14 protein-coding genes are annotated in these 20698 nt (G+C 54.2%); 1 reads left to right on the top strand and 13 read right to left on the bottom strand.

All coding sequences use genetic code 11. The features are described from left to right. Positions 1 to 273: 273 nt before the first annotated feature. The 11 genes from EDB95_RS18445 to EDB95_RS18395 form a co-directional block, all read right to left on the bottom strand. Entirely contained in the window at positions 274 to 1959 is a 1686-nt protein-coding gene (locus tag EDB95_RS18445; RefSeq protein ID WP_133995700.1) for a SusD/RagB family nutrient-binding outer membrane lipoprotein, read from the bottom strand. 2 nt (positions 1960 to 1961) lie between these two features. Beyond that, on the bottom strand, positions 1962 to 5561 hold the full coding sequence (locus tag EDB95_RS18440) for a SusC/RagA family TonB-linked outer membrane protein (protein ID WP_162852676.1): 3600 nt from the start codon (positions 5559 to 5561) through the stop codon (positions 1962 to 1964). A gap of 174 nt (positions 5562 to 5735) precedes the next feature. Next, entirely contained in the window at positions 5736 to 6857 is a 1122-nt protein-coding gene (locus EDB95_RS18435) for a FecR family protein (RefSeq protein WP_133995696.1), read from the bottom strand. Positions 6858 to 6915: 58 nt separating this feature from the next. Continuing rightward, complete coding sequence (locus EDB95_RS18430) at positions 6916 to 7509, bottom strand: RNA polymerase sigma factor (RefSeq protein ID WP_162852675.1); 594 nt, start codon at positions 7507 to 7509, stop codon at positions 6916 to 6918. A gap of 95 nt (positions 7510 to 7604) precedes the next feature. Further along, positions 7605 to 8882, bottom strand: coding sequence for a cytochrome c (locus tag EDB95_RS18425; RefSeq protein WP_133995692.1), 1278 nt, complete (start codon positions 8880 to 8882; stop codon positions 7605 to 7607). Beyond that, a complete protein-coding gene (locus EDB95_RS18420) occupies positions 8879 to 9934 on the bottom strand; it encodes a mannonate dehydratase (protein ID WP_133995690.1) in 1056 nt (351 codons plus the stop codon). The genes EDB95_RS18425 and EDB95_RS18420 overlap by 4 nt, the downstream gene beginning before the upstream one ends. After that, on the bottom strand, positions 9931 to 10584 hold the full coding sequence (locus tag EDB95_RS18415; protein ID WP_133995688.1) for an RraA family protein: 654 nt from the start codon (positions 10582 to 10584) through the stop codon (positions 9931 to 9933). Before EDB95_RS18415 ends, EDB95_RS18420 begins: the two co-directional genes overlap by 4 nt. Next, on the bottom strand, positions 10562 to 10990 hold the full coding sequence (locus tag EDB95_RS18410) for a hypothetical protein (RefSeq protein WP_211352160.1): 429 nt from the start codon (positions 10988 to 10990) through the stop codon (positions 10562 to 10564). The genes EDB95_RS18415 and EDB95_RS18410 overlap by 23 nt, the downstream gene beginning before the upstream one ends. A gap of 2 nt (positions 10991 to 10992) precedes the next feature. Beyond that, positions 10993 to 11790 carry an SDR family NAD(P)-dependent oxidoreductase gene (locus EDB95_RS18405; RefSeq protein ID WP_133995686.1) on the bottom strand — a complete coding sequence of 266 codons (798 nt, stop codon included), beginning with the start codon at positions 11788 to 11790 and terminating at the stop codon, positions 10993 to 10995. Positions 11791 to 11793: 3 nt separating this feature from the next. Continuing rightward, positions 11794 to 12957: a M24 family metallopeptidase gene (locus EDB95_RS18400; protein ID WP_162852674.1), complete on the bottom strand. Its 1164-nt coding sequence runs from the start codon at positions 12955 to 12957 to the stop codon at positions 11794 to 11796. 2 nt (positions 12958 to 12959) lie between these two features. Then, positions 12960 to 17024, bottom strand: a complete 4065-nt coding sequence (locus EDB95_RS18395; protein WP_133995682.1) for a sugar porter family MFS transporter — start codon at positions 17022 to 17024, stop codon at positions 12960 to 12962. A gap of 109 nt (positions 17025 to 17133) precedes the next feature. Between EDB95_RS18395 and EDB95_RS18390 the strand changes: the two genes are divergently transcribed. Further along, entirely contained in the window at positions 17134 to 17997 is an 864-nt protein-coding gene (locus EDB95_RS18390; protein ID WP_133995680.1) for an AraC family transcriptional regulator, read from the top strand. On the opposite strand, the gene EDB95_RS18385 is transcribed toward EDB95_RS18390, so the two are convergent. Both EDB95_RS18385 and EDB95_RS18380 read right to left on the bottom strand, forming a co-directional pair. After that, positions 17994 to 18872: a metallophosphoesterase family protein gene (locus tag EDB95_RS18385; protein ID WP_133995678.1), complete on the bottom strand. Its 879-nt coding sequence runs from the start codon at positions 18870 to 18872 to the stop codon at positions 17994 to 17996. The genes EDB95_RS18390 and EDB95_RS18385 overlap by 4 nt on opposite strands. Positions 18873 to 18884: 12 nt before the next feature. Then, positions 18885 to 20684 (bottom strand): RagB/SusD family nutrient uptake outer membrane protein, encoded by a 1800-nt coding sequence (locus EDB95_RS18380; RefSeq protein ID WP_133995676.1) that lies wholly within the window; start codon positions 20682 to 20684, stop codon positions 18885 to 18887. Positions 20685 to 20698: the final 14 nt, after the last annotated feature.

Below are 20698 nucleotides of genomic sequence, written 5' to 3'. Positions count from 1 at the left end.
AGTGACGAGGATATTCTTCCAATTCATTGTTGCGACTCAAAGTAATAACTAATTGTTCCATAAGGCAGTATGGTCCTATCATTTTTTATTTCGTCTCCGGGCTTTTCATTTGCCAAACATTCACGTACCACCTTTGGTTCTTCATTTGTCCATTGCAGACGAAAATTTTCCGATATTCTTCCTGACGATATTCGTTTTTATAAAAATGATCAGCTGTAATTTATTAAGGGGCATGTAGAAACATGCCCCCGGTTTTGCTGAAAATGGAAAATCCTAAGGCTTGTCCCACCAGACACGCCCCGTCATATCCGAAGGCGCCCCGTAGTTGGGATCGAGCGCCATTGAATCGATGGCATTGGTCTCATTGGTGTAGTTGAGGTCACCAAGGCTTGGCTGTAAGGCCGGGTAACGCCTGGGCATTTTACCGCTGGCGCTGACGTCCTCAAAGGGCATGACCTGTCCACCGACGGCCGGAAAACCGGTCCGTTTGATCAGCGCCCAACATTCATTGGGTTGAACGAAGAAGTTCAGGTATTGCTGGTCACAAATCTGCTCAAGCGCTGTCGAGGCGTTGTAGACCACCCCGGGTTGCGCCAGGTAGTTCGTGATTTCGGCGTACTGGAGCGGCGTATATCCTGGGAGAAGGGTAATGGCCCCCCAGTGGTCATAGTCCATCAGGGAGGCACGGATGCCGCGGTAGTACAGGGAATCGGCCCGTACATTGTCGTTATCCAACCCGCGCACGCTGAGCTCCGCCCGCATAAAGCAGACGTCTGCATAGGTGATCACCGGGAACATATTCGTCCCGCCGCTACCGTTATAGACGCAATAGGTAAGACCCTGGTTGATGATGGACGGCCAATAAACTTGCGTGGGTATGCCTTTATAGCTGAAGGTTAGCTGGTGAAACATATAGCCCTTGCTTGGATCCTGGGAAGCGGTGGGGCTGGCGTATTGGCCGCGATAGAGCTGTCCGTCCCAGGTAACCGAGTTCGGGATCACACCCTGAGCCTCGGCGGAGTCGAGCATATCGGCAGAGGTGATTCCCGCCGGTTGATAAAAGATCCGGAGGCGTGGGTCGGTCGTAGCCCACATAAAATTAACCGTGTTGCGCGCCCCGGACTGAAGACCGGGGTTGCTGTTCCCCCCGGTACCTACCGTCGTGGAATACAGGATCCAATCGTCCGTATTGGCAGCAATCAACCCTACTGGATCCGCCAGGACGGCATTGGCAATAGCGGTAAGCCTGGCGGGGTCTTGTTTCATCAGCCGCATCGCGATCTTCAGCCGGAGACTGTTGGCCGCTTTGATCCAGTGCGCAATGTCGCCTCCATAATAGAGGTCGTTTGCTGCCGGGCTGATCTGTGTCACAGCGGGATTTGCTTCGAGGACGGCGACAGCCCTGGCCAACTGGGCGTCGAGGGTATCAAACAATTGTTGTTGCGGGTCGTAAACAGGTGTGAAATACGCCGGCTTGGTATACCTGGCGAGGAACGCCTGGTTATAGGGGATACTCCCGTTGGCGTCCGATGTATAAAAAGCATAGTAGATCCGCGGGATGGAAACGATGGCACGGAACTGCTGGTATTGAGCACGCAGGTCCGGCGACATATTGTCAATGATGTGTAGCACATCCGTAAGGTTGTCTCCCACCCCACCGTAAAAGTTGCCCCAACGGTAGTTGATGTTGCTGGTGCTGGCACCCGTGAGGAAAGTGGACGTATTCCCTGTTGGTAATACATAGGTTTGCGTCCAGGGTTTGATGTCGCGGACAAAATCGTAAAACACCTCAAAGTCGTTGACGTGAATGTCCACTTCCGCCGGCGTCAGCTCGGTCTTGGGGTCTATGGACAGCACGGCGTCCGGGTTCGTATTCAGGCCGGCGAAATTCGAACGGCTACAGCCGAAACAGAACAGCAGGGCGCCAAGAATATATGTACGTTGATACATCTTTGTCATGTTTAAAAGTTTGCATTGATCAGGAAGCTGAAATTCCTGACATAGGGTACACCCCCCTCTTCAAAAGCGCTGCCGGCGCCGGAGTCGTTGGTATTTTCCGGGTTGATATGGTCGGGTGCGCTGTTATAGAGGTAGAGCAGGTTGCGCCCGGCCAGGCTGAGCCGTAAGTTGTTAAAGCGCAACTTATGGATGAGGGAAGCGGGCAGGTCGTATCCAACGGCCACCTGGCGAAGGGATACCCAGGAATTGGTAAAGACACCCGCCTGCCGGATACCCGCGCTCCAACTGTAGGTCTTGACGTAATAGTCGGTGGCATTCACCGGAAGCACATAACCCAGCTTATAGGCCTGGTCAAAGGTCATCCCGGATACGTCGTGGGTAGCCCCGTCGGATCCCAGCGACGTGGACCCGGATTGGAATACACCATTGAGTGCAATGCCGTCATGCCGGGGAGCCGTGCCCAGCGGAAACCCGAGATATTGTGACGTCGCGTTGCCCGGTGTAAAGGTTAACCCGCCCAACGCCGCTGAACGGCCAAAGAGGGTACTCTTGATGTTCCCATCCTGGGACCCGTAGAAGTAGGTCGTCGAATATTCCGTCCCCCCGAAACGGGCGTCCAGGAAAATATTCAGGGAAAAATTCTTGTAGGTGAAGGTGTTGAACAAGCTACCCAGGAATTTTGGCTGGATGTTGCCGATGACCGGTTCCTTGGTCTCGGGGGTCGTGCCGTAGTCTCCGGCCCGTTTATAATAGGCCTGTGTTCCGCCGTATCCCATCGCCAGCACCGGCATCCCGTTCAGCGAGCTTTTGGGGTCGGGCGCGACGTATTTCGCATACCCGTACCGGGCAACCATGGCGCCATACGCACCGCCGGCTATGGCTACGCTTTGGATCCCGTCTTCACCTTCAAGGGTTTCATACCGGGCGCCAAAGGGAAGGCTGACCACCGAGTTTCGGTTTAGCGTATAATTGAACCTGGTGGTCCATACAAAATTCTTGCTTTGGACCGGGACGGCGTTGATGGTTAGCTCGATGCCTTTATTCCGAACCAGGCCACCGTTCACCAGGGCCGCCGAAACACCGGAAGTGCTGGGCACGCCGAATGCGATGATCTGGTTGCGCGTATCCTGGCGGTAGACGGCAAAATCCGCACCCAGGCGGTCGTGGAGGAAAGAAAGTTCGAGGCCGCCTTCCAGCTTGGCGCTTTTCTCGGGAACAAGCGTCTGGTTCCCCAGCGTCGATGACTGGTATTGGTACTGGCTTACGGCGGTCGTTCCGCCGCTATACGCCCCGATGGAGGTGTAGGCACCGGTATTGGCGGTATAGGGATCGGTCCCATTGCCTGCCTGGGCGTACGACAAGCGGAGTTTCCCATAGCTTAGGAAGGACGGCTTCTGGTCGAGCAGGTCGCTAAACACGAAGGCAAGGTCGCTTCCACCGTAGAAATAAGAATAAACGCCGTGGCCGTTGTTGTACACAAGGCTGGAGTTCCAGTCGTTACGACCATATAGGTTTAAGGTGAGGTAACGCCAACCTACGGCCGCCTGAAAATAAACGGCGGTCAGTTGGGATTTGTTGGGTGCATTTTCGGTGATGTTCGCCGGCTTTGCCGAATTGCTCAAACGGTAGATATCCGGCAGGACCCCTCCGCCATTCATGCTCCAGGAGTTTCCTGTTTGCCCCGATGTAAATAGATCTCCCCCGACATGGAGGGAAGGAGTGAGCTCTCCGAACTTGTGGGCCAGTATGAACTCTCCCCTGTAACGGGCTTGCAACAGGTCACTGATGGATCCGGAATAATTGGGGTTGCCGAAGTGCGGTTGCTGTCCCCTGATCTCGCTTTGGTGGTTGACGTTGTACAAGTTCATGCTGGCATTTCCGGCAAAGCTCAGCCAGGGCGTAATGGTTGCCGTCAGGTCCAAACCTGCCCTGAGGTTGTCCTCCGTCTGGAAATAATTGTTCTCATACAACGGATAAAAGATATAATAGGAAATCCCCGAAATATCCGCGTTGTTGATCCCTCCCACTACAGAATCGGCATAGTGGGTAGACCAGTATTTAGCGTCGTAGTTCCGGGCGCCGTCATAGGAAAACTGGTACATCGGGCTGTTCCCGCCTTGCTGGGCCGGGTTCAGGTTATAGGAATGTACATAGGTAGCGGTCGCATCCAGGTTTACCCAAGACCCGATCCGATGGGTGGCCCGCACGAAAAAGCTGTTCCGGTCGAATTTATTGTTCGGCAGGACGGTATTGGATCCCAGCCGGGAGTAAGACATACGGATGGTGCTGTTCTCGTTTCCCCCCGACAGAGACACGTTCGTGTTGTATACGTGGCCGGTCTGGTAAAGGTCTAGCAAGTCGTGCGAATTGGGGTTGTTCTTGCGGATATAGCCATTGATGTCCTGGAAGGTCTGACCCGTCATCGCGGGTCCGAAGCTAATGCCATAATCGCTTTGGTTGATGGCCAGGACACCATTGGGCCCCGTACTCCAGTCGTCGGCATAAAGACCGGCCCCATAAGTATTCTGGAAGTCGGTCGTTTTATAAGCCCTTTGGAAAGTCACCTCCTGGGAAAATGACACCCCAAGCCCCTTTTGTGCCTTGCCCTTTTTAGTCTTGATCAGCAGCACCCCGTTGGCGGCCCGGCTGCCGTATAGAGCGGTGACGGCGCCTCCCTTGAGGACGCTGATGGATTCCACGTCATCGGGGTTGATGTCCTTGAGGATGTTCCCGAAGTCGGTAGAAGCTCCCTGGGTCTGTGTAACGCTTTGGTCGTCCAGGATGACCCCATCCACGACGACGAGCGGGTTGTTCTCATAGGCATTGAGCGAGCTGGCGCCGCGCAACAAAATGCGGGGCGTGGATGCCTGTCCGGCCACGCCGGGCTGGACCTGAAGGCCTGTCACCATGCCCTGGAGGGCGGAGATAGGGTTTGCCTGCATCGTTGCCCGGATATCGTCCCCGCTGACCTGGGTCACCGAATACCCGAGGCTGCGCTTTTGGCGGGTCTCGCCAAAACCGGTCACGACGACCTCACTGACCTCCTTGTTGGCGGCCTTGAGTTGTATGGATATGGTTTCGTCTTTGCGAACGGTGACTTCCGTGGAGCCGTATTCGGCGCTGGATATGATCAACACGGTCCCTTCCGGCACCTTGAGCGAGAAGACGCCGTCTGCATCTGTGGACGTACCTATATTACTTCCTTTCACCTTTACGCTGGCGCTTACAACCGGGTTCCCTTTTTCGTCGATGACCTTACCCCGGATCGTGATGGGTGGCGCCGCCCCGGTTGTATTCACCGGGGCTACCTGCCGCGCGGTAATCACCACCGTTTTATTCTCGATGGCGTAACCCAATGGCTGACCCGCAAAACAAAGGTCCAGCACCTTGAGCAGCGGCATATCCCGGGCATCCAGGTCGACAGGATGCGCCTGTTTCAATAACGAATAGCTGTAGAAAAAGGCATAGCCGGTTTGCCGCGTGATTTTGGAAAAAACGGTTTTAAGCGACAAATGCTGCCCCGAAAGATTGACATTCTGGGCCATCCCTCCCCCGTGCGCTTCCACCAGCGCAACGGTCAACAGCAGTGTAGTCAATTTCATAGCAATGCACATTTGATGAAAGCCGGGAGCCCGGCCCTTACCAACTTTTTTCATACCTTGGCAGTTGTTTGGTTAATAATAAATGATTCAGTACATGGGTTATTTGGAAGAACCAAACTCCGGCCAGGGGCGGTTGCGTCGTCCTTGGCTTTTTTTGGCCCTACATTTACTTTCTCAAGGCAGGACGGTCAACACCTTGCCGTCGAGGCGGAAGTGGACCTGGCTCTTTTCCAGAATCGTCAACGCCTGCATCAGCGACAAGTCCCGGCCTATAGTGCCTCCGAACAATTCCCCTGTGACCGGCCCCTCGTAACGGATGTCAACATCATACCATCGGCCGATCTGCCGCATCACCGTCCGTATGTCGTCCTGGTCGAAGCTGAAATAGCCGGTCCGCCACGCCACCGAGGCGCCGACGGCATCAGCATCGGCGAGACGGTCGACCCGGGCGTCATCAGTAATGCTGGCTATTTCGCCGGGGTGCATCAGTATGCTGGCTCCGTTCCGCTCGATCCTGACCGATCCATCGATCAGGGTCGTCCGTATGGCGGGTTCGTCTGGGTAGCCGTTGACGTTGAACGTCGTTCCCAACACGGTTACCGCTTCGTTCCCCACCCTGACCACAAAACTCCTGTGGACGTCCGGCGCTACTTCGAAATAGGCCTCTCCTTCCAGGAAGACTTCCCGGTTCCCTCCCGGAAATGCAGTAGGAAAACGCAGTGAAGAGGCCGCATTGAGCCAGACGCGCGTGCCGTCTTCGAGCATAAAAGGGAACTGTCCTCCCCGGGGCGCGGATATGGTGTTATATAAAACGGTCGCTTCTTTCGTGACCGGCGATGTATAAACCCATTCCCCGGCAGCGGTCCGGACAAGCCGGGTTCCAGCCGGGAGTGTCAGCGTGGACTTGCTATCGCTGTCCAAGTCAAATGACTTGCCGCCCTGCAGCGTGAGTACGGCGTGGCTCCGGCCGGGAGCCATGTCTTTAACGGCCGTCACGGCAGGCGCGACAGGGGTGATAGGACGGTGGCCGGCCCGCCACCAGGTCGCGGCGCCCACAACCAACCCGCAAATAATGGCGGCTATGGCGTAGGTACGCCAGCGGCCAGATGCCCTTTCTTCCTCCCCGGTGAACTGTTTCAGCAAGTCGTTTTCGTCCCGTTTCATTGCGGTACGAAGGTGGCGATTCAGCTTGCCTTCGCGTATCAGACTGAAAAAGACCTCCAGTTCCTCCTCGGAGGCTTTGTGGTCCAGGTATCGCCGGACAATCTCCCTGTAATGTTTGCGTTTGCGGATCATTAGTCAATAGTATAGACAATTAATCCCCGGGAGAGGGTAGCGTTGCCGTCACTTTTTTTTACGTCGGGAACGCAAAGAGCAGGACACATGCGCCAAGACTAATGCCCAGCTCTTTGTAGGCCGCCTCCCGGAGGACCCGGATGGTGCTGACCATGTGGTTCTTGACGGCGTTACGGGAAATACCGATTTCCAGGGCGACTTCTTCGTAGGAAAGGCCCTGCTCACGGCACTTACGGAAGATATCCCTGGAGCGGGGAGGTACACGCCGAAGGACTTTTTCGATAAATATGCTGTAGTCCTTGTTGAGCACTTCGTCGTCCTGCCGTTGTTCCTGATAGTGATGGGAGAGCGTTGCCATGGCGTTCTGTGAACGGCTGACGGATTGCAACACGTTGAGCGAGTGATTGCGGGCAACGGAAAAAAGAAAGGCGGGGAAATGCCGTACGCCTGTCAACCGGTTGCGGGCTTCCCATATCTTGACAAATACATCCTGTACTATATCCTCGGCCAGCGCAGGGACATTGATATATTTGAGGACAAAGCCAAAAACGACCGGAAAGTAATGGGCATATAGATCACAGAAGGCTCGTTCGTCTCCCGAGGCAATGGCGCACAACAGCTCCTGCTCCTCATATCTCGATGATAATGCCAAGATATATGTTAGTAGTGGTGTTGCAATAATATCCTATTTGTTCGAACATACCAACCGTCTCCGGCCTTATATTCTTGCGCAATCGTATGCGCAAATTATTTGTCTTCCGGTGTCGAAGGAGTATACAACAACATCAATGTCATCATTTCATTGGTGGATGTCATTTCTCCGGTGGAGACCACCAACCGCGGTGGATGGAATGGATTGAACGGGTTGCCATCGGTGTTGTCGTACACACCTCTTATATGCACAACAGAGCCCGCGGGTAGCCGAACCATACGGTCAAGCCGGTAAAGCTCCTGCCAACGGAAATCCCAGCGGGGAATATGCACAAGCGGAATGGTGTCGCCCCGGGGCGTCTCGGCCCACGCCGTGAATTCCTTGCCAAGGTAATGCATGTGCGGCCAGATATAGAGTATCGACTGGTCCTGCTGGGTGCGCACACTCAGGTTGAATGTATCCACTTGCCCTGCGGGAATGAGCAGCGGAGGCATGATGTCGTTCTCCCCCACTCCTCCCGAACCCAGGCTGATGATTTGTATGGGCCGCAGGATCGGCTTGGATGTAAAGAAAAGGTTTACGCCCACGACAGAATGCTCGTCTGCGCCAATGGCTGAATAGTGGACCGTCAGCAATACGACGCCTCTTTTGGGCAGTGTCCAACCGAAGCCCGTAGGGTAACGTTCGTAAGACGCACCCGGTATCCAACCGGTATAATACACGAAATTCTTTTTGAGGCCGTCATATTCCACCTGTCTGGAAGCGGGATCTTCACTATCGATGTAAGGCCTGCCGCCCTTTATATCGATCGTGCTGTCGGGAACGGCGTAAAAGCCATAATTGATGTGGTGGATGATCTTTTTGTTGTTGCAATAGAATTCCACAGCTTCTATGTTCCGGTCCGCAGGCAGTTCGTAGGGGAGCTTGAACACCAGGAATCGCTCAGCGTCGTCACCGGGAACCAGAAAGGGGGAGTCAATGGTAAGTGTCAGGTCCGGCCGCCGGCTATAGGCGGTTCCTTCTGGTATGTTGGCCTGTGTTGCGGCACCCCTGGGCGCTCCGGCATCGATCCATTTGACCAGGGCGTCCCGCTCTACCCGGGAGAGGGAACGGTTGTTGGCAAAATCACGATAATGGGTGTCGGCCCTCCAGGGTGGCATGTAGCCGGTTTGTATCACCTGTTTGATAAAACGCGCCCGTTTGGCAACGTCCTCGTAAGTAATCAGTGGAAAGGGTGCAGCCTCACCCGGACGGTGACAGGGGGCACAACGGGAGAGGAAGATCGGCTGGACGTCGGCAAAGGTTTGGGCATGGGTCCTTCCGGCAAGACATAGCGCAGCAAAGCAAATCGTTATAATGGACAACAATTTCATATCAACTTAAGCGCAGCATTCATAAACCCCAGGGTATACGCCATCCCGGCATGCCAGGGGGCATCGCAGCTCATTTGGGGCGTATGATCAGGGATCAGCACGCCCTCAAAGTTCCGGACCCTGAGGATCTTCAGGATCCGCAGCATATCTATATCGCCTTCGTCGACAAAGACCTCCCGGTAGGAAGGGGCCTTGCCTCTGACATTCCTGAAATGAATATACGCGATATGATCGGTGTACTGTTCCGTTGCGGCATAGACATCCCCCTCGGTCATCTCAGCGATGCTGCCCAGGCAGAATTCGAGGGCATTTGCGCTGCTTGGCATGATGTCGAGCAATCGTTGGTAGAGGCCGGGTTGATACACCAGTCTGGGTGTCTGTCTGACGACGGGCACGGGAGGATCATCAGGATGTGCGGCGAGTCGCACGCCGGCCTCTTCCGCGACGGGGACCAATTCCTGGAGGAACCAGGCCAGCCGGGCCCATAACTCCTCGTGGGTGATCGCCGGCACATACCCCGGCGCTGCATCCCGATCATAGACCATATTCCAGATCATTCCATTGGGAATAGGGCGAGCGTCGACACCCTCCATGCCGACCGAAGAAGCACCGCCCCGGGCAAATTTCCCGGTGATCCGGCTGCTGACACCCGCAAGACTAAAATTATAACCGAATACGGGAATCCCCGCCTTGCCCACATTACGGATCAGCTGCTTTAGCTGCTCCATTTGCTCTTTTTTCCGGGGACCATCCAGCAGGATATCATACCAGTTGGCAGGATCGAAATTCTCGATGGCCTCCCACTGGAGACCGGCATCGTTGATCTCCTTTTTCAGCGCCAGCAGTTCTTCCACCGACCATATCCTATCGGGATCGCCGGCCAGGCCCCAACCCGACCCATCACCGATGGGCTGGTCATTTTTGTTGGCCTGTACCCCCTTATTGAAATAGTCGACCAGGTGGACAACCAGGTGGGTACACCCGCACTGTCTCGCAAAATCAAAATAGGGCCGGCTCAGCATGTGCCGATATAATCCTAATCCCAATTTCATAATATTCCATATTTTTTGAAAGCATCGGTGCTGGACAATCCATTTTCAATCTGTTTGCGAACCAGTTTCTCCCCCCGTGCTTTTTCCAGCGACCTGGCGATGACCTCCTCCTCATATTCCCGGGGGATGACAAGGACACCATCCATATCCCCGAAGATCAGGCTGCCCGGTTTTACCCATACTTCTCCGATTTGTATATCGCACCGGTAATCTACCACCTGGGTGCGTACGCCGGAGTCTTGCGCAAACCGTCCCCGGCTGAAAACAGGCCAGTTTTGCTCCAGCACAGCCGCGGTATCCCGATAGTATCCGTTGATCACGGCACCGACCGCCCCCCTTTTCTTGGCCGTAGCCGTGAGGATCTCGCCCCAATAAGCACAACGCATTTCTCCTCCGCTGGCCAGGTAGACCTCGCCGTTCTCCAATTGGTCGAGGGCTTCGGTCAGTTTGCCAAAAGGCTGTTTTTGCGGACCATACACATCGATCATCAATACGGGCATAGCCCTGCCGATGAGCTTATCTTCCAGATGTATCGGCTTTATTGGCTGCGGCAGGAACTGGTGATAGCATCCCAGTGCATCCAGGATATCCCCGACTACGGGCGTATACAATTCCTTTTTAAACAATTCAAAAAGCTGTTGATCGTTCATCTTGGATTTCTTTATATAATCTTGTTTTTTCTTCGGGGTTCAGCTCCCGGTACGTAACGTCTGTCAGGTGGGTGTCATTGACTTCCACAATCATTACCTGCGCGCTTTCCTCCAGTGCGATATTGTGCCAGGTATCCATGGGGATATTATAGGTCAGACCCGGCTCCATACGAAGACAGTGAAAGATGAAGCCCTCTTCTCCCGCCTCGCCGGCAATAAGAATAGCGGTTCCTTTGAGGAGGATAAAGACTTCGTCCGTCCGGCGGTGGACTTCCATCTTTGTGATGGCCTGAAATCCCTGGGGTTCGATATAGTTCAGTTGCGCCACCTGCCAGCCCTCGCGGATAAAAAAAGGATGAAAGCCTTCCCCTGTATGTACATAGGTTTGGATGATGGCCGGTGTCATAGTCAGGATTTTTTTGTTCTTGGGTCGTATGGTATCGTATTTTGCATATATCCGCCGTCGATGTATATTTCGGTGGCTGTGAGATAGGCAGCCATGTCCGATGCAAGGAAGGCGCAGGTCCAGGCCACATCCTCTACCGTTCCCAGCCTTCCAAGCGGTATCCACCCGTTGAACTTCGCCTTCCCAAAAGCGGCGATCTCTTCTTTGTTCATCTCTGTCTCGATGGCACCCGGCGAGACCGCAATGACGCGAATTTGGTCTTCAGCCAGCTCAAGGGCCAGGCATTTGGTCATCATGTTCAGGGCCGCCTTTGCGGAGCAATAGTGGATAAGGCCCTTCCGGGGTACCTTATCGTGAATCGAGGAGATATTGAGTATCACCCCTTGTCGCCGCTGCTGCATTCTTTTGGCCGCCGCCTGCGCGCAGATAAAGGCGCCCCGGAGATTGACATTAAATACCCGGTCCCAGTCCTCCAGGCTCAAGTCTATGGCATGCGCTATCGTTTCGCAGCCTGCATTATTCACCAGGACATCGATCGGCCCCAACTGCCGGTCGAAGAAATCGAACATGGCCGCCACCTCCTCAGGCCTGGAAATATCCGCCTGGTACGTCAGCGCTTTAATGCCTGCCCGCTGCGTAAGCTCCGACGCGAGGTCCCCGGCCTTTTCCGGCGCATTCAGGTAGTTTAGGAGGAGATGCGCACCGCAGGCCGCCATGGCACGGCCGATAGCCGCCCCGATGCCCTGCCCTCCACCCGTGATGAGTACATTTTTATGGCGCAGATCGATCCCGTTGTTCATAGTTTATATCGTTAAATCCCTGTAATAATCCGATAATATCCTGTATCCGTCTTCCGTCACCAGGACATTGTCTTCGATCCGTGCCCCGCAGGCGATGTCCACACCATAGATCCCGGGTTCTACGGTCAGGATCATCCCCGGCCGCAACAACGCCCTCGATCCGGGCCAGAGCCCCGGCCCCGGGTCATGATACCGAAAACCGACGTGATGTCCCAGGCCATGTGCAAAATGATCCCCATAACCGGCCGCCCGGATGACCCGGCGGGCCCGCTCATCAATGACCTCCATGGCAACGCCCGGTCTCATCGACTCAATGGCGGCGGCCTGCGCTTCGGCGACGATGTCGACAATTTTTTTGTGTACCGGCGGCAGTTGGCCCGTTTGGCCGACCCGGGTTATGTCCGCCCAGTAGCCGTTTATGCAGATGCTGAGCTCCAGCAATACACCTTCGCCTGCTGCCAGCGCCTTACCGGTGGACCTGTTGAACCGTCCCGCAGCAGCCGTGTTGATCCCCGACTGGACCAGGCCCCAGGCCTTGGCATAGTCAACGCCTTCGCTCCCGGTCGCCTCCTGTACCGCCGCCTCAACCGCCGCGGCGACGGCGGCTTCCGTCTTTCCCGGCTGCAGGTTCCTGTAAAAAGTCCGCACGGCCAGCGTCGCCACCCGGTGTGTTACTTCCAACGCGGCAATATCCTGTGGTGTCTTCACCGTATACAGGCTTTCGGTGTCAGTTTCTATATATCCGCCCAGGCACAGCAGGGAAAGCCTGTCGCACAAACCTGGCGGCAACGGCGCTTGTTCCCCGGCCATCCTGCAGGGAGCGGACCTACCAATATCCTTTGTAAAAGAAAGGGGCAACCGGTGTAGGCCCCGGACTTTGAGAACGCCCCTTATCCCCGCATACAGTTCCTCCCAGGGGTCGGGGCCATCCAATACCCCCCAGGGAAAGGTATGGACGGCGATACCTGCGGGCAATATGTCCTCCGGTTCGAGCTCGGGCACGAACAGAACCGGCTCTCCATCCCGGGGATACAAAAGAAAGGAGATGCCCCAGTGCGGCAGGTACCCCAGCGTCAGCACCAACTCATCCGGCCTCCAGAACAGAAAGGCACCTGCGCCCCGCTGTTGCAGCATGCCGTCGAGCTGTTGTTTTCTGGATTCATTCATGCTCATCGAATCCGTATCGTTTCAATCGAATAGGGTGTTATGGTCAACTCGGCACCGGTCACCGTCTTCGTCGCGGGCCGGTCCTCTTCTTCGATCATATTCGTCTTTGTAACGCCAGTGACCGGGCCGAACCAATCGACCTTTGCGTCCGTCTTTATCCCCTGCATATCTACCAGCCGCATGACGATACTGTTTTCATCTTCGGATTTTTTAATCGTCGTGATCAGCACATTGTCCGCATTGGTACCGGCAAAACTGTAGCTCGAAGGAAGGCCGCTGCGGGGCTGTGCCACGTCTACCACCAGGGGGCGCAAGGGCTGGTTCTGTTGTTTACCCACGTTTGCGGAGGTTTTCCAATCCCCCGCCGAAGAGGTCAGGGTAAACTCGAAATGGTGGTTGCCGGGCTGGAGATAATAGTTGCCTTGCCAATGACAGCTCTTCCGGCTGGCCAGCAGGATAGGTTGCAGAACGGTTTGCCTGTTGTTACTGTCGGTGGGGTCGATCCAGTCGAATACGGCTACGGAGCTGCTGATCGTGACCGAAGCATTGTCTTTGCTGGCGTTGAACCAGTCCTGGACCTCCCGGGGATGTACCTTGCTGCACAGCGTTGCATAATCCTGCGTGCCGTAGGAATAACCCGCCGCGCCTTTTAACTCGTCTTTGCCGACTTCCACCACCCCCATCGGGACTTCGTAGGCGACCCTGGAATCTGTTTGATTCAGGGGAAAGGCCATCCTGTATTCCCGGTAGCGCTCGCCCGAAAACCCAAGAATATCTGCTTTAAAATCTATCTGCTTCAACGAATCGTATACAGTTACCGTCTCCCTGATGGTGGCAAATTGCGTCTGCTGCACCAGCTCCCAGGTTTTCCGGACGGGGCCGGATTCGGTACAATTCCATTTGGGCGCATACTGGCTTACTTTTTCAAACCCTTCCATTGTCACCGGTTGCACATCCGAGAATTCGCCGGCGCCGTTGCCGACAGACTGTAGCTGGAATATCTCGCCGCCCAGCAATTTATCCGTCTTCAGCAGTTCGGTTCCCAGGGCTTTGTCGACAATACTTTTCAGCCCACCCGGTGCAAATTCGATCCTATAGAACTTGTTTTCATACACCGAGGATGCCGCTTGCACCGTTACTCCAGAAGGATGCGAAGGTCGCAGGGTATAGGTCTTATACCCCAGAGAGGGCACTTTTTCCGCCACAAAACAAAGGGTAATCGTCTCGTCCGTGCCTCCGGCCGGACGGCTTTCGATCCGCTGGCTGGGTACTTCTTTACCCGAGGTGGCATCGATCACTTTATAGGACACCGTGTCCTGTCCATACACTTTGATGCTGACCTCTACCTTATCCGTCCGTTCTTTGGATAAAGGGTTAAATATGACCAGCGCCCGGCCTTTTTGATCAAAGCCGATCTCTTGCGCTATATTCTCCAGGCTGCCCTGCAACACTTTATCGGAAATCGCATAAGCCTCTTCGAATTTCGTCCTGAATGCCAGATCCGTCATGTCCCCGTGCTTGCCTCCCCAGCCGTGATCCGGGTAGATGGCTTTTTCCCAGGCTGAGGTCAGCTCCGTCTGGGGATACCGGGAAAAATCTTTATTGAGGGTCGCATCGACTGCCGAAAAGATCTCCGCAGCGACCAACGTCCGGTTGGCTCTGCGGGAGGCCGTCAACGCCCGCTCGTGGGTCGGGCCATGGATGTACAGCCAGACGTTGGGCCGTTCCCCCTTCAGCGGTTCGTAGACAGCATGGGGCGCATCCAGCGCTTTGAAGACGCTGGCCGCGGTTCCGTATGTCAGGGAAGGTAGCCCTTGGCTCCTTGCTTTTTGGTTCCAGTCCTGGAAGAGCGTATGATAGTCATTGGGCCTATTCCAGTCCCCGTCGATCAGGATCGGCAATGCCGGCCGGAACTTATTATCCTTAAAATAGACCGTCCAGCTATTAATATGATTGAGCACTGCCCGCTCCCTTGCTGTATCGCTCTTTGCCGTCCGGATATCCTGGTTTGATCCGTCATATTGTCCGGGGGTATACATGAGGACGCTGCTGCTGTCCGGACCATACCACCGGTAGATACCTGGTTCATGCCTGGAAATAGAGAGATATTTTATACCTGCCTTCGACAGGATCTGTGGCATCTGGAATGCCCTGCCTGGCACGTCATCGTTCCAGGCGGAGAGGAAATCGCAGCCGGGCAACATCTTCTTCAGCCATTTCCTTCCTAAATAGGTCTCCCGGATGAGGGCTTCCCCGTCATACATGGACTCATAAGGCATGTTATACGTTCCACCCCATTCCAACCGGCCTTCCTTTGTATATTTCAGGATCTCGTCATACCGGTCGGGATGACGGGCGAGATACTCACGCAGGCTCAGGGCGTCTTCAACGCTGAAGCAGTAATCCGGATTGCTTTTCATCAGCGCCAATGCCGGCGTGATCATGTTCTCGTCCCTCCACACCTCGCATGCGCCGATGGAATCCATCCAGGCAATGTCCTGGTGGCTTGAATTGACAAAGCTGACGGTTCCTTTCTTAAAATAGGAAGGGTTGGTATTTTTTGACCCGTGGGGCCGGTAATTGGTTTGCGCGTACAGGGAACCGGCGCCGCATGTACAGCACAGCAATAAGATTAAAACGATCTTTTTCATAAATGTCTTTTCTCTTTCTTCCCAATATTGTTCAATCTGTTCCAACGATTTCCCTTTTGTCTCCGGCACCAGCTTCTTTACGAATAGGACGGCAGGCAACATCATCAACCCATATAGCATGAAAACGTTCCCGATACCGATCGATTCCCGCAGCATGGGATAAGTCTGCGTAACAAAAGTCGACCCCAGGAACAGGGACAAGGTGCCAAGCGACATCGCCCGGCCCCTTATCTTCGTTGGATAAATCTCGGCCAGCACCACCCATACGCCGGGACCCAGCGTAGCGGCAAAAATCGCAATATAGAATATGAAAGCCGGCAACAGCATACTTGCGTTCTCCGAATGGGTATTGAATGTCCAGCCGATGAGGAGCAGCGCTACTGCCAGGAAGATAAATCCGCCGATCAGCAGCGGCTTGCGACCCCATTTATCGACTTTCCAGATAGCCACGAAGGTAAAAACCATGTTAAAAAAGCCGATGACGGCCGCGCTGCCAAAAGCCGATCCGGACGCCAGCCCCGCCTTCTCGAAGATCGCCGGTGCATAATACATCACCGTCGTGATCCCCGATAGCTGGCTCAAAAAAGGAAGCACAAGGCCGATGATAAGCGCGACACGCATAGCGGGACCGGCAAGATCACTAAAACGGCCTTTTCCCATTGCCAGAAAATCGCTATCGATAGCCTTCAGCTCAGCCGAAACGCCCTGCGGTCCATTGATCCGAAAAAGGATACGTTCCGCCGCCGTCCTCATCCCCTTTGACAATAGCCATCTAGGACTCTCCGGCACGAATAAGAGGAACAGGAAGAACAACAGCGCAGGCACCATATTAGATCCCAGCATCCCCCGCCAAACCTCGGTGACCATATAATGGTATAACACTCCGCCTTCGCCGCCCGTGTGATGACCAGCGGCATAGGATAAAAGCCAGGAATTGGACAGGTAGGAGCATAAGATGCCCATGGTGATGGCCAACTGGTAGAGGGAGACAAGTCTCCCGCGCAAACGCGCCGGCGCGAGCTCGGAGATGAACATAGGGGCAACCATAGCTGCGAACCCTACGCCCACGCCACCGACGATCCTGGCCACCACGAGAAAGGAAGGCGAGCTCGCTACTGCGCAACCTGCCGCCGAAAGAATAAACAGCAAGGCGGACAGCAATAGTACCGGCTTTCGCCCGAAGCGGTCTGCCAGGTAGCCGGCGATAGCGGCCCCTGCCACACAGCCCGTTAGTGCGGAGCTCATCAGCCACCCTTCCATCACCGGCGACAGTTGGAACTGGCTTCTCAGGAAATTGATGGCGCCCGAGATCACCGCAGTATCGAAACCGAATAAGAACCCTCCGAGCCCCGCGGTCATGCAGACCAGGATGATATAAAGCTCTCCGTTTATTTTCATCATGTGTAGATTACGCACGACTCGAAATTAGGCGGATGATCCGGATTTTTTTATAATTGGATTAATGGATACTTAAAGTATTTTAATCATTTTATCACAATTTCTCTATTTTTAGAAAAAGGCTGACATGAAAGCCAATTTAATCCCCATAGGCGCAACAGAAACCATCTCCATCAAAAAGATCAATGAACACCATTATAGCTCCCCCTTCCATTTTCACAAAATTTGCGAACTGAATCATGTCGTCAGCAGTTGCGGCAAAAGGATCGTGGGGGATAATATCGACAACTTCTCCGACGGAGACCTCGTGCTGATGAGCCCGGATCTGCCGCATATATGGTATAATGATCCTGTTATTTTGAATAATCCGCCCAAGACTAAATTGGCCAAGGCCGTCGTCGTGTATTTCCCCATCAACTTTCTTGACAAGCTGACCTCCGACAACCTGGCCCTCATAAAGACGAAGAAAATGATGGAAAAAGCGAACAGGGGTCTTCGCTTTTATGGCACTACCCAGAAATTCGTGTCCAAAAAACTGAGCACCATCGCGGAAAAAAATGGGTTCGAAAGAATCATCGCCTTCCTGGAGATCATCGAGGCTCTTACCGAATCCCGGGAATACGAGCAGCTGGCAAGCGTCGGTTATGCCCACAATTTCAATGAAAGGGATACGGAAAGGATGACCAGGGTTTTCAAATACCTGATGCAACACTTTGCCGATCCCATCTCGCTACAGGAGATCGCGGACGTGGCCAATATGACGCCGCCAGCCTTTTCCACCTATTTCAGGAAACGGACGCAAAAATGCTTTACGACCTTTCTGAATGAGATCCGGGTCGGGCATGCCTGCAAGCTGCTGGAGGATCCGGACCTTGCTATTTTAGATATTTGTTTTTCGTCCGGGTTCCAGAATGCTACGCACTTCAACAAAATGTTCAAACAATTCATCGGGAGGGCTCCGAGCGAATACAGGAAGTTTGTGGTCAGTTAATATTCCATCGGATAATACCGGTTCTCCACCGACCCGTCGGCGTATAACTCCAGGATGGCATAACCGGGCGGGGTTTCTTCGTAATAATAGGGGCCTGCGGAATGTTCGTCCCCTTTCCCCCACCAGAATCCACTCACCGCCCCGTTGCAAAAATAATGCACCCCATTGTAGAGTGCGGTGTCCACCAAATGCTCGTGTCCGCTGATACAGACCTTTACCTTATCCCGATGCTTATAAAACAACGTCTTCAACTGCTTGCTATCGGAATGTCCCCCTCCTTCCAGTATGGGGATCACGCCCAGGATGGGGTAATGGGACATCACCAGTGTGGGTGTCCCCGCCTGCAGGTTATCGAGGTCCCTGGACAACCACTCCATTTGTTCTTCGTCAAGAGAGATGCCTTTATTGTTCCCATCCAGAATGATAAAGTGCCAGCCCCCTTTGTCAAAGCTGTAGTACCGGTGGGGGATACCAAGGCGTTTTACGACATAGTCTTTCCCGTACATGTCGTCCTCATGGGACGGAGCGGCCCACCATGTATCGTGATTGCCGATACAGGCATACATGTCATAGTGCTGCAGGGTGGACTGTACGCACTCGTCCCATACACTCCAGAGTTCGGTGACCTGCTCTCGGGGTACCTTATCATAGGAGGCATCCATGATGGAATCGCCTCCATTTAGGAAGAAGTCCGGCTTGTGCTGTTTGACTTGCTCCAGGCATTGTTTGAATTTGGCGGGGGCATCTCCTTTGGTGATGTGTATATCCGTAATATGGGCTACCGTCAGGACCGGCTTTTTCTTTTTTCCCGCGGGGGCGGCCCCCAGCGCCACGGCAGCCAGGGGGAACGATTTTACAAATGATCTTCTTTCCATGCGGTTTATGTATTACCATCCAAAAATCTGCACCAGATTCGGGTTTAAAATGACCTCGGAGGCCGGTATGGGCCGGTAATAGTATTTAGGGTCGATAAACGTCCTGAGCGTCACGTCAGTAACGGTGGCGCCACCGCCAGTACCGTTTTGCAAAGGGATAACGGTCGTGCCGTCGCTGAACTGCCCTATTTGGTAATAGATCAAGGGCACGCCCAGCGAATTGTTGGCTGGGGGACTGGGAATAGGCTGACCGTTATCGATCAGGCAGATATCCGCTACCCCGTCGCCCGTGAGATCGTAATTGCCCGGACCGGGAAAATACATGCCCACCGGAATATTGGTCAATAATTTACCGGCGTCCCAACGCATGAGGTCATCAAACCGGAAACCTTCCATGGCCAGTTCCACCCTTCTTTCCCTGCGGATCTCCAGCAGAACGCCCTTATCCGGCCCGTTAACCGCGGGATAGGCGGTCTCCAATACCGGATCGGGGTTTCCATTGGCCAGCACCAGGTTCATATTGGGCAAACCGGCTCTCGCCCTCAAAAGGTTTACAGAGATGTCCAGGTCGCTTTGCGTGATCACCCCCAATTCGGCCTGCGCTTCCGCATAGATCAACAGGGCCTCGGCATAACGGTAGGAGGGATAATCGGCGCCGCCTATGATATTCGGGTCCGTGCTGTTGATATATCCTTTCAACTGGTGATACCCCGTAAAACCGCTGCTCAATACCTGTACGTACGGCACGGTGTTGGGCGCCTGTATCCAACCAGGGTAAACGATCGTCTGGGAAAGCCGGGGATCCCTTCCCTGGAACTCTTGTACGAAGCCAAAGGTTTTATAGCCCGGCTGGTCCGTAAACCTTGTTCCGTCTTTCATGAGATAGGTCTCTACGAGGTCCCGGGAAGGTGATTGTTCATAATTCCCAAACAAATAGCCGTTATTGCTTCCGTCTACCTTCAACGACACATCGTAGATATAGGGCAGTATCACTTCCGGGTTCTTCGTAAGGTCCTGGCTATTGAACAAGGTAGCATAGTCCTGGCTTGGGTTGCCGGTATTGTATATGGAGAATCCGCCGTTGGCCATAATGTCCTTGGTGACATTAGCCGCCGTTTGCAGGAAGCCCGTTGCAGTAGCCGCCAGGTTCAATTCGGCATGGTATTTCCGGAAGGTGCCCTCATACAGGGCTACCCTGGCATAGAACAGCTTGACAGCCCACGCGCCGGGCGTACCCTGGGGCACCGACACATTCACGTGGCCGGCGGCAAAATCCAGGTCGGCCATGACGCTGTCCATCACCAGGGCCCGGGGATCCCTGGGTTTGGTCAGGCTTGTATCGTCAGGGGTGAGCGTATGGGAATACCAGGGCACGTCGGAATACCGCTGAACCATGCCGTAATAAAACATGGCCCTATAAAATCTTGCCAACCCTTTATAATGGTTCAATACGGTGGAATCCACTTTGGCTGTTCCACAATTGTCCAGGAAATAATTGACATCCCTCAAACGGCTCCAGGACCAACCGCTGGTGATATTCTGGGCAGTAGGCGTTCCGGTCATGATCACCTTCATCTCCACGGCCCCGGTGGTGGCCATATTGTCGCTGCTTTGCTCCGATGAGGCCAGGTACTGCCCTCTCCCGGGGAGGGTTAGAAGCCCATTGATGTATAGGGATAGGTCCTGCTCGGTTTTAAAGAACAGGGAGGGGGATATTTCGGTTTGCGGGTAGCGGTTCAGGAAATCCTTATTACAGGAAGCCGTGCCCGTGGCAATCCCTGCGATAGCTATATAAATCATCAGACGTCGCATACAAAATGTTTCAG

This window comes from Dinghuibacter silviterrae, from assembly GCF_004366355.1.
Lineage (GTDB): Bacteria > Bacteroidota > Bacteroidia > Chitinophagales > Chitinophagaceae > Dinghuibacter > Dinghuibacter silviterrae.
This window is presented reverse-complemented; position numbering and strand designations above follow the sequence as displayed.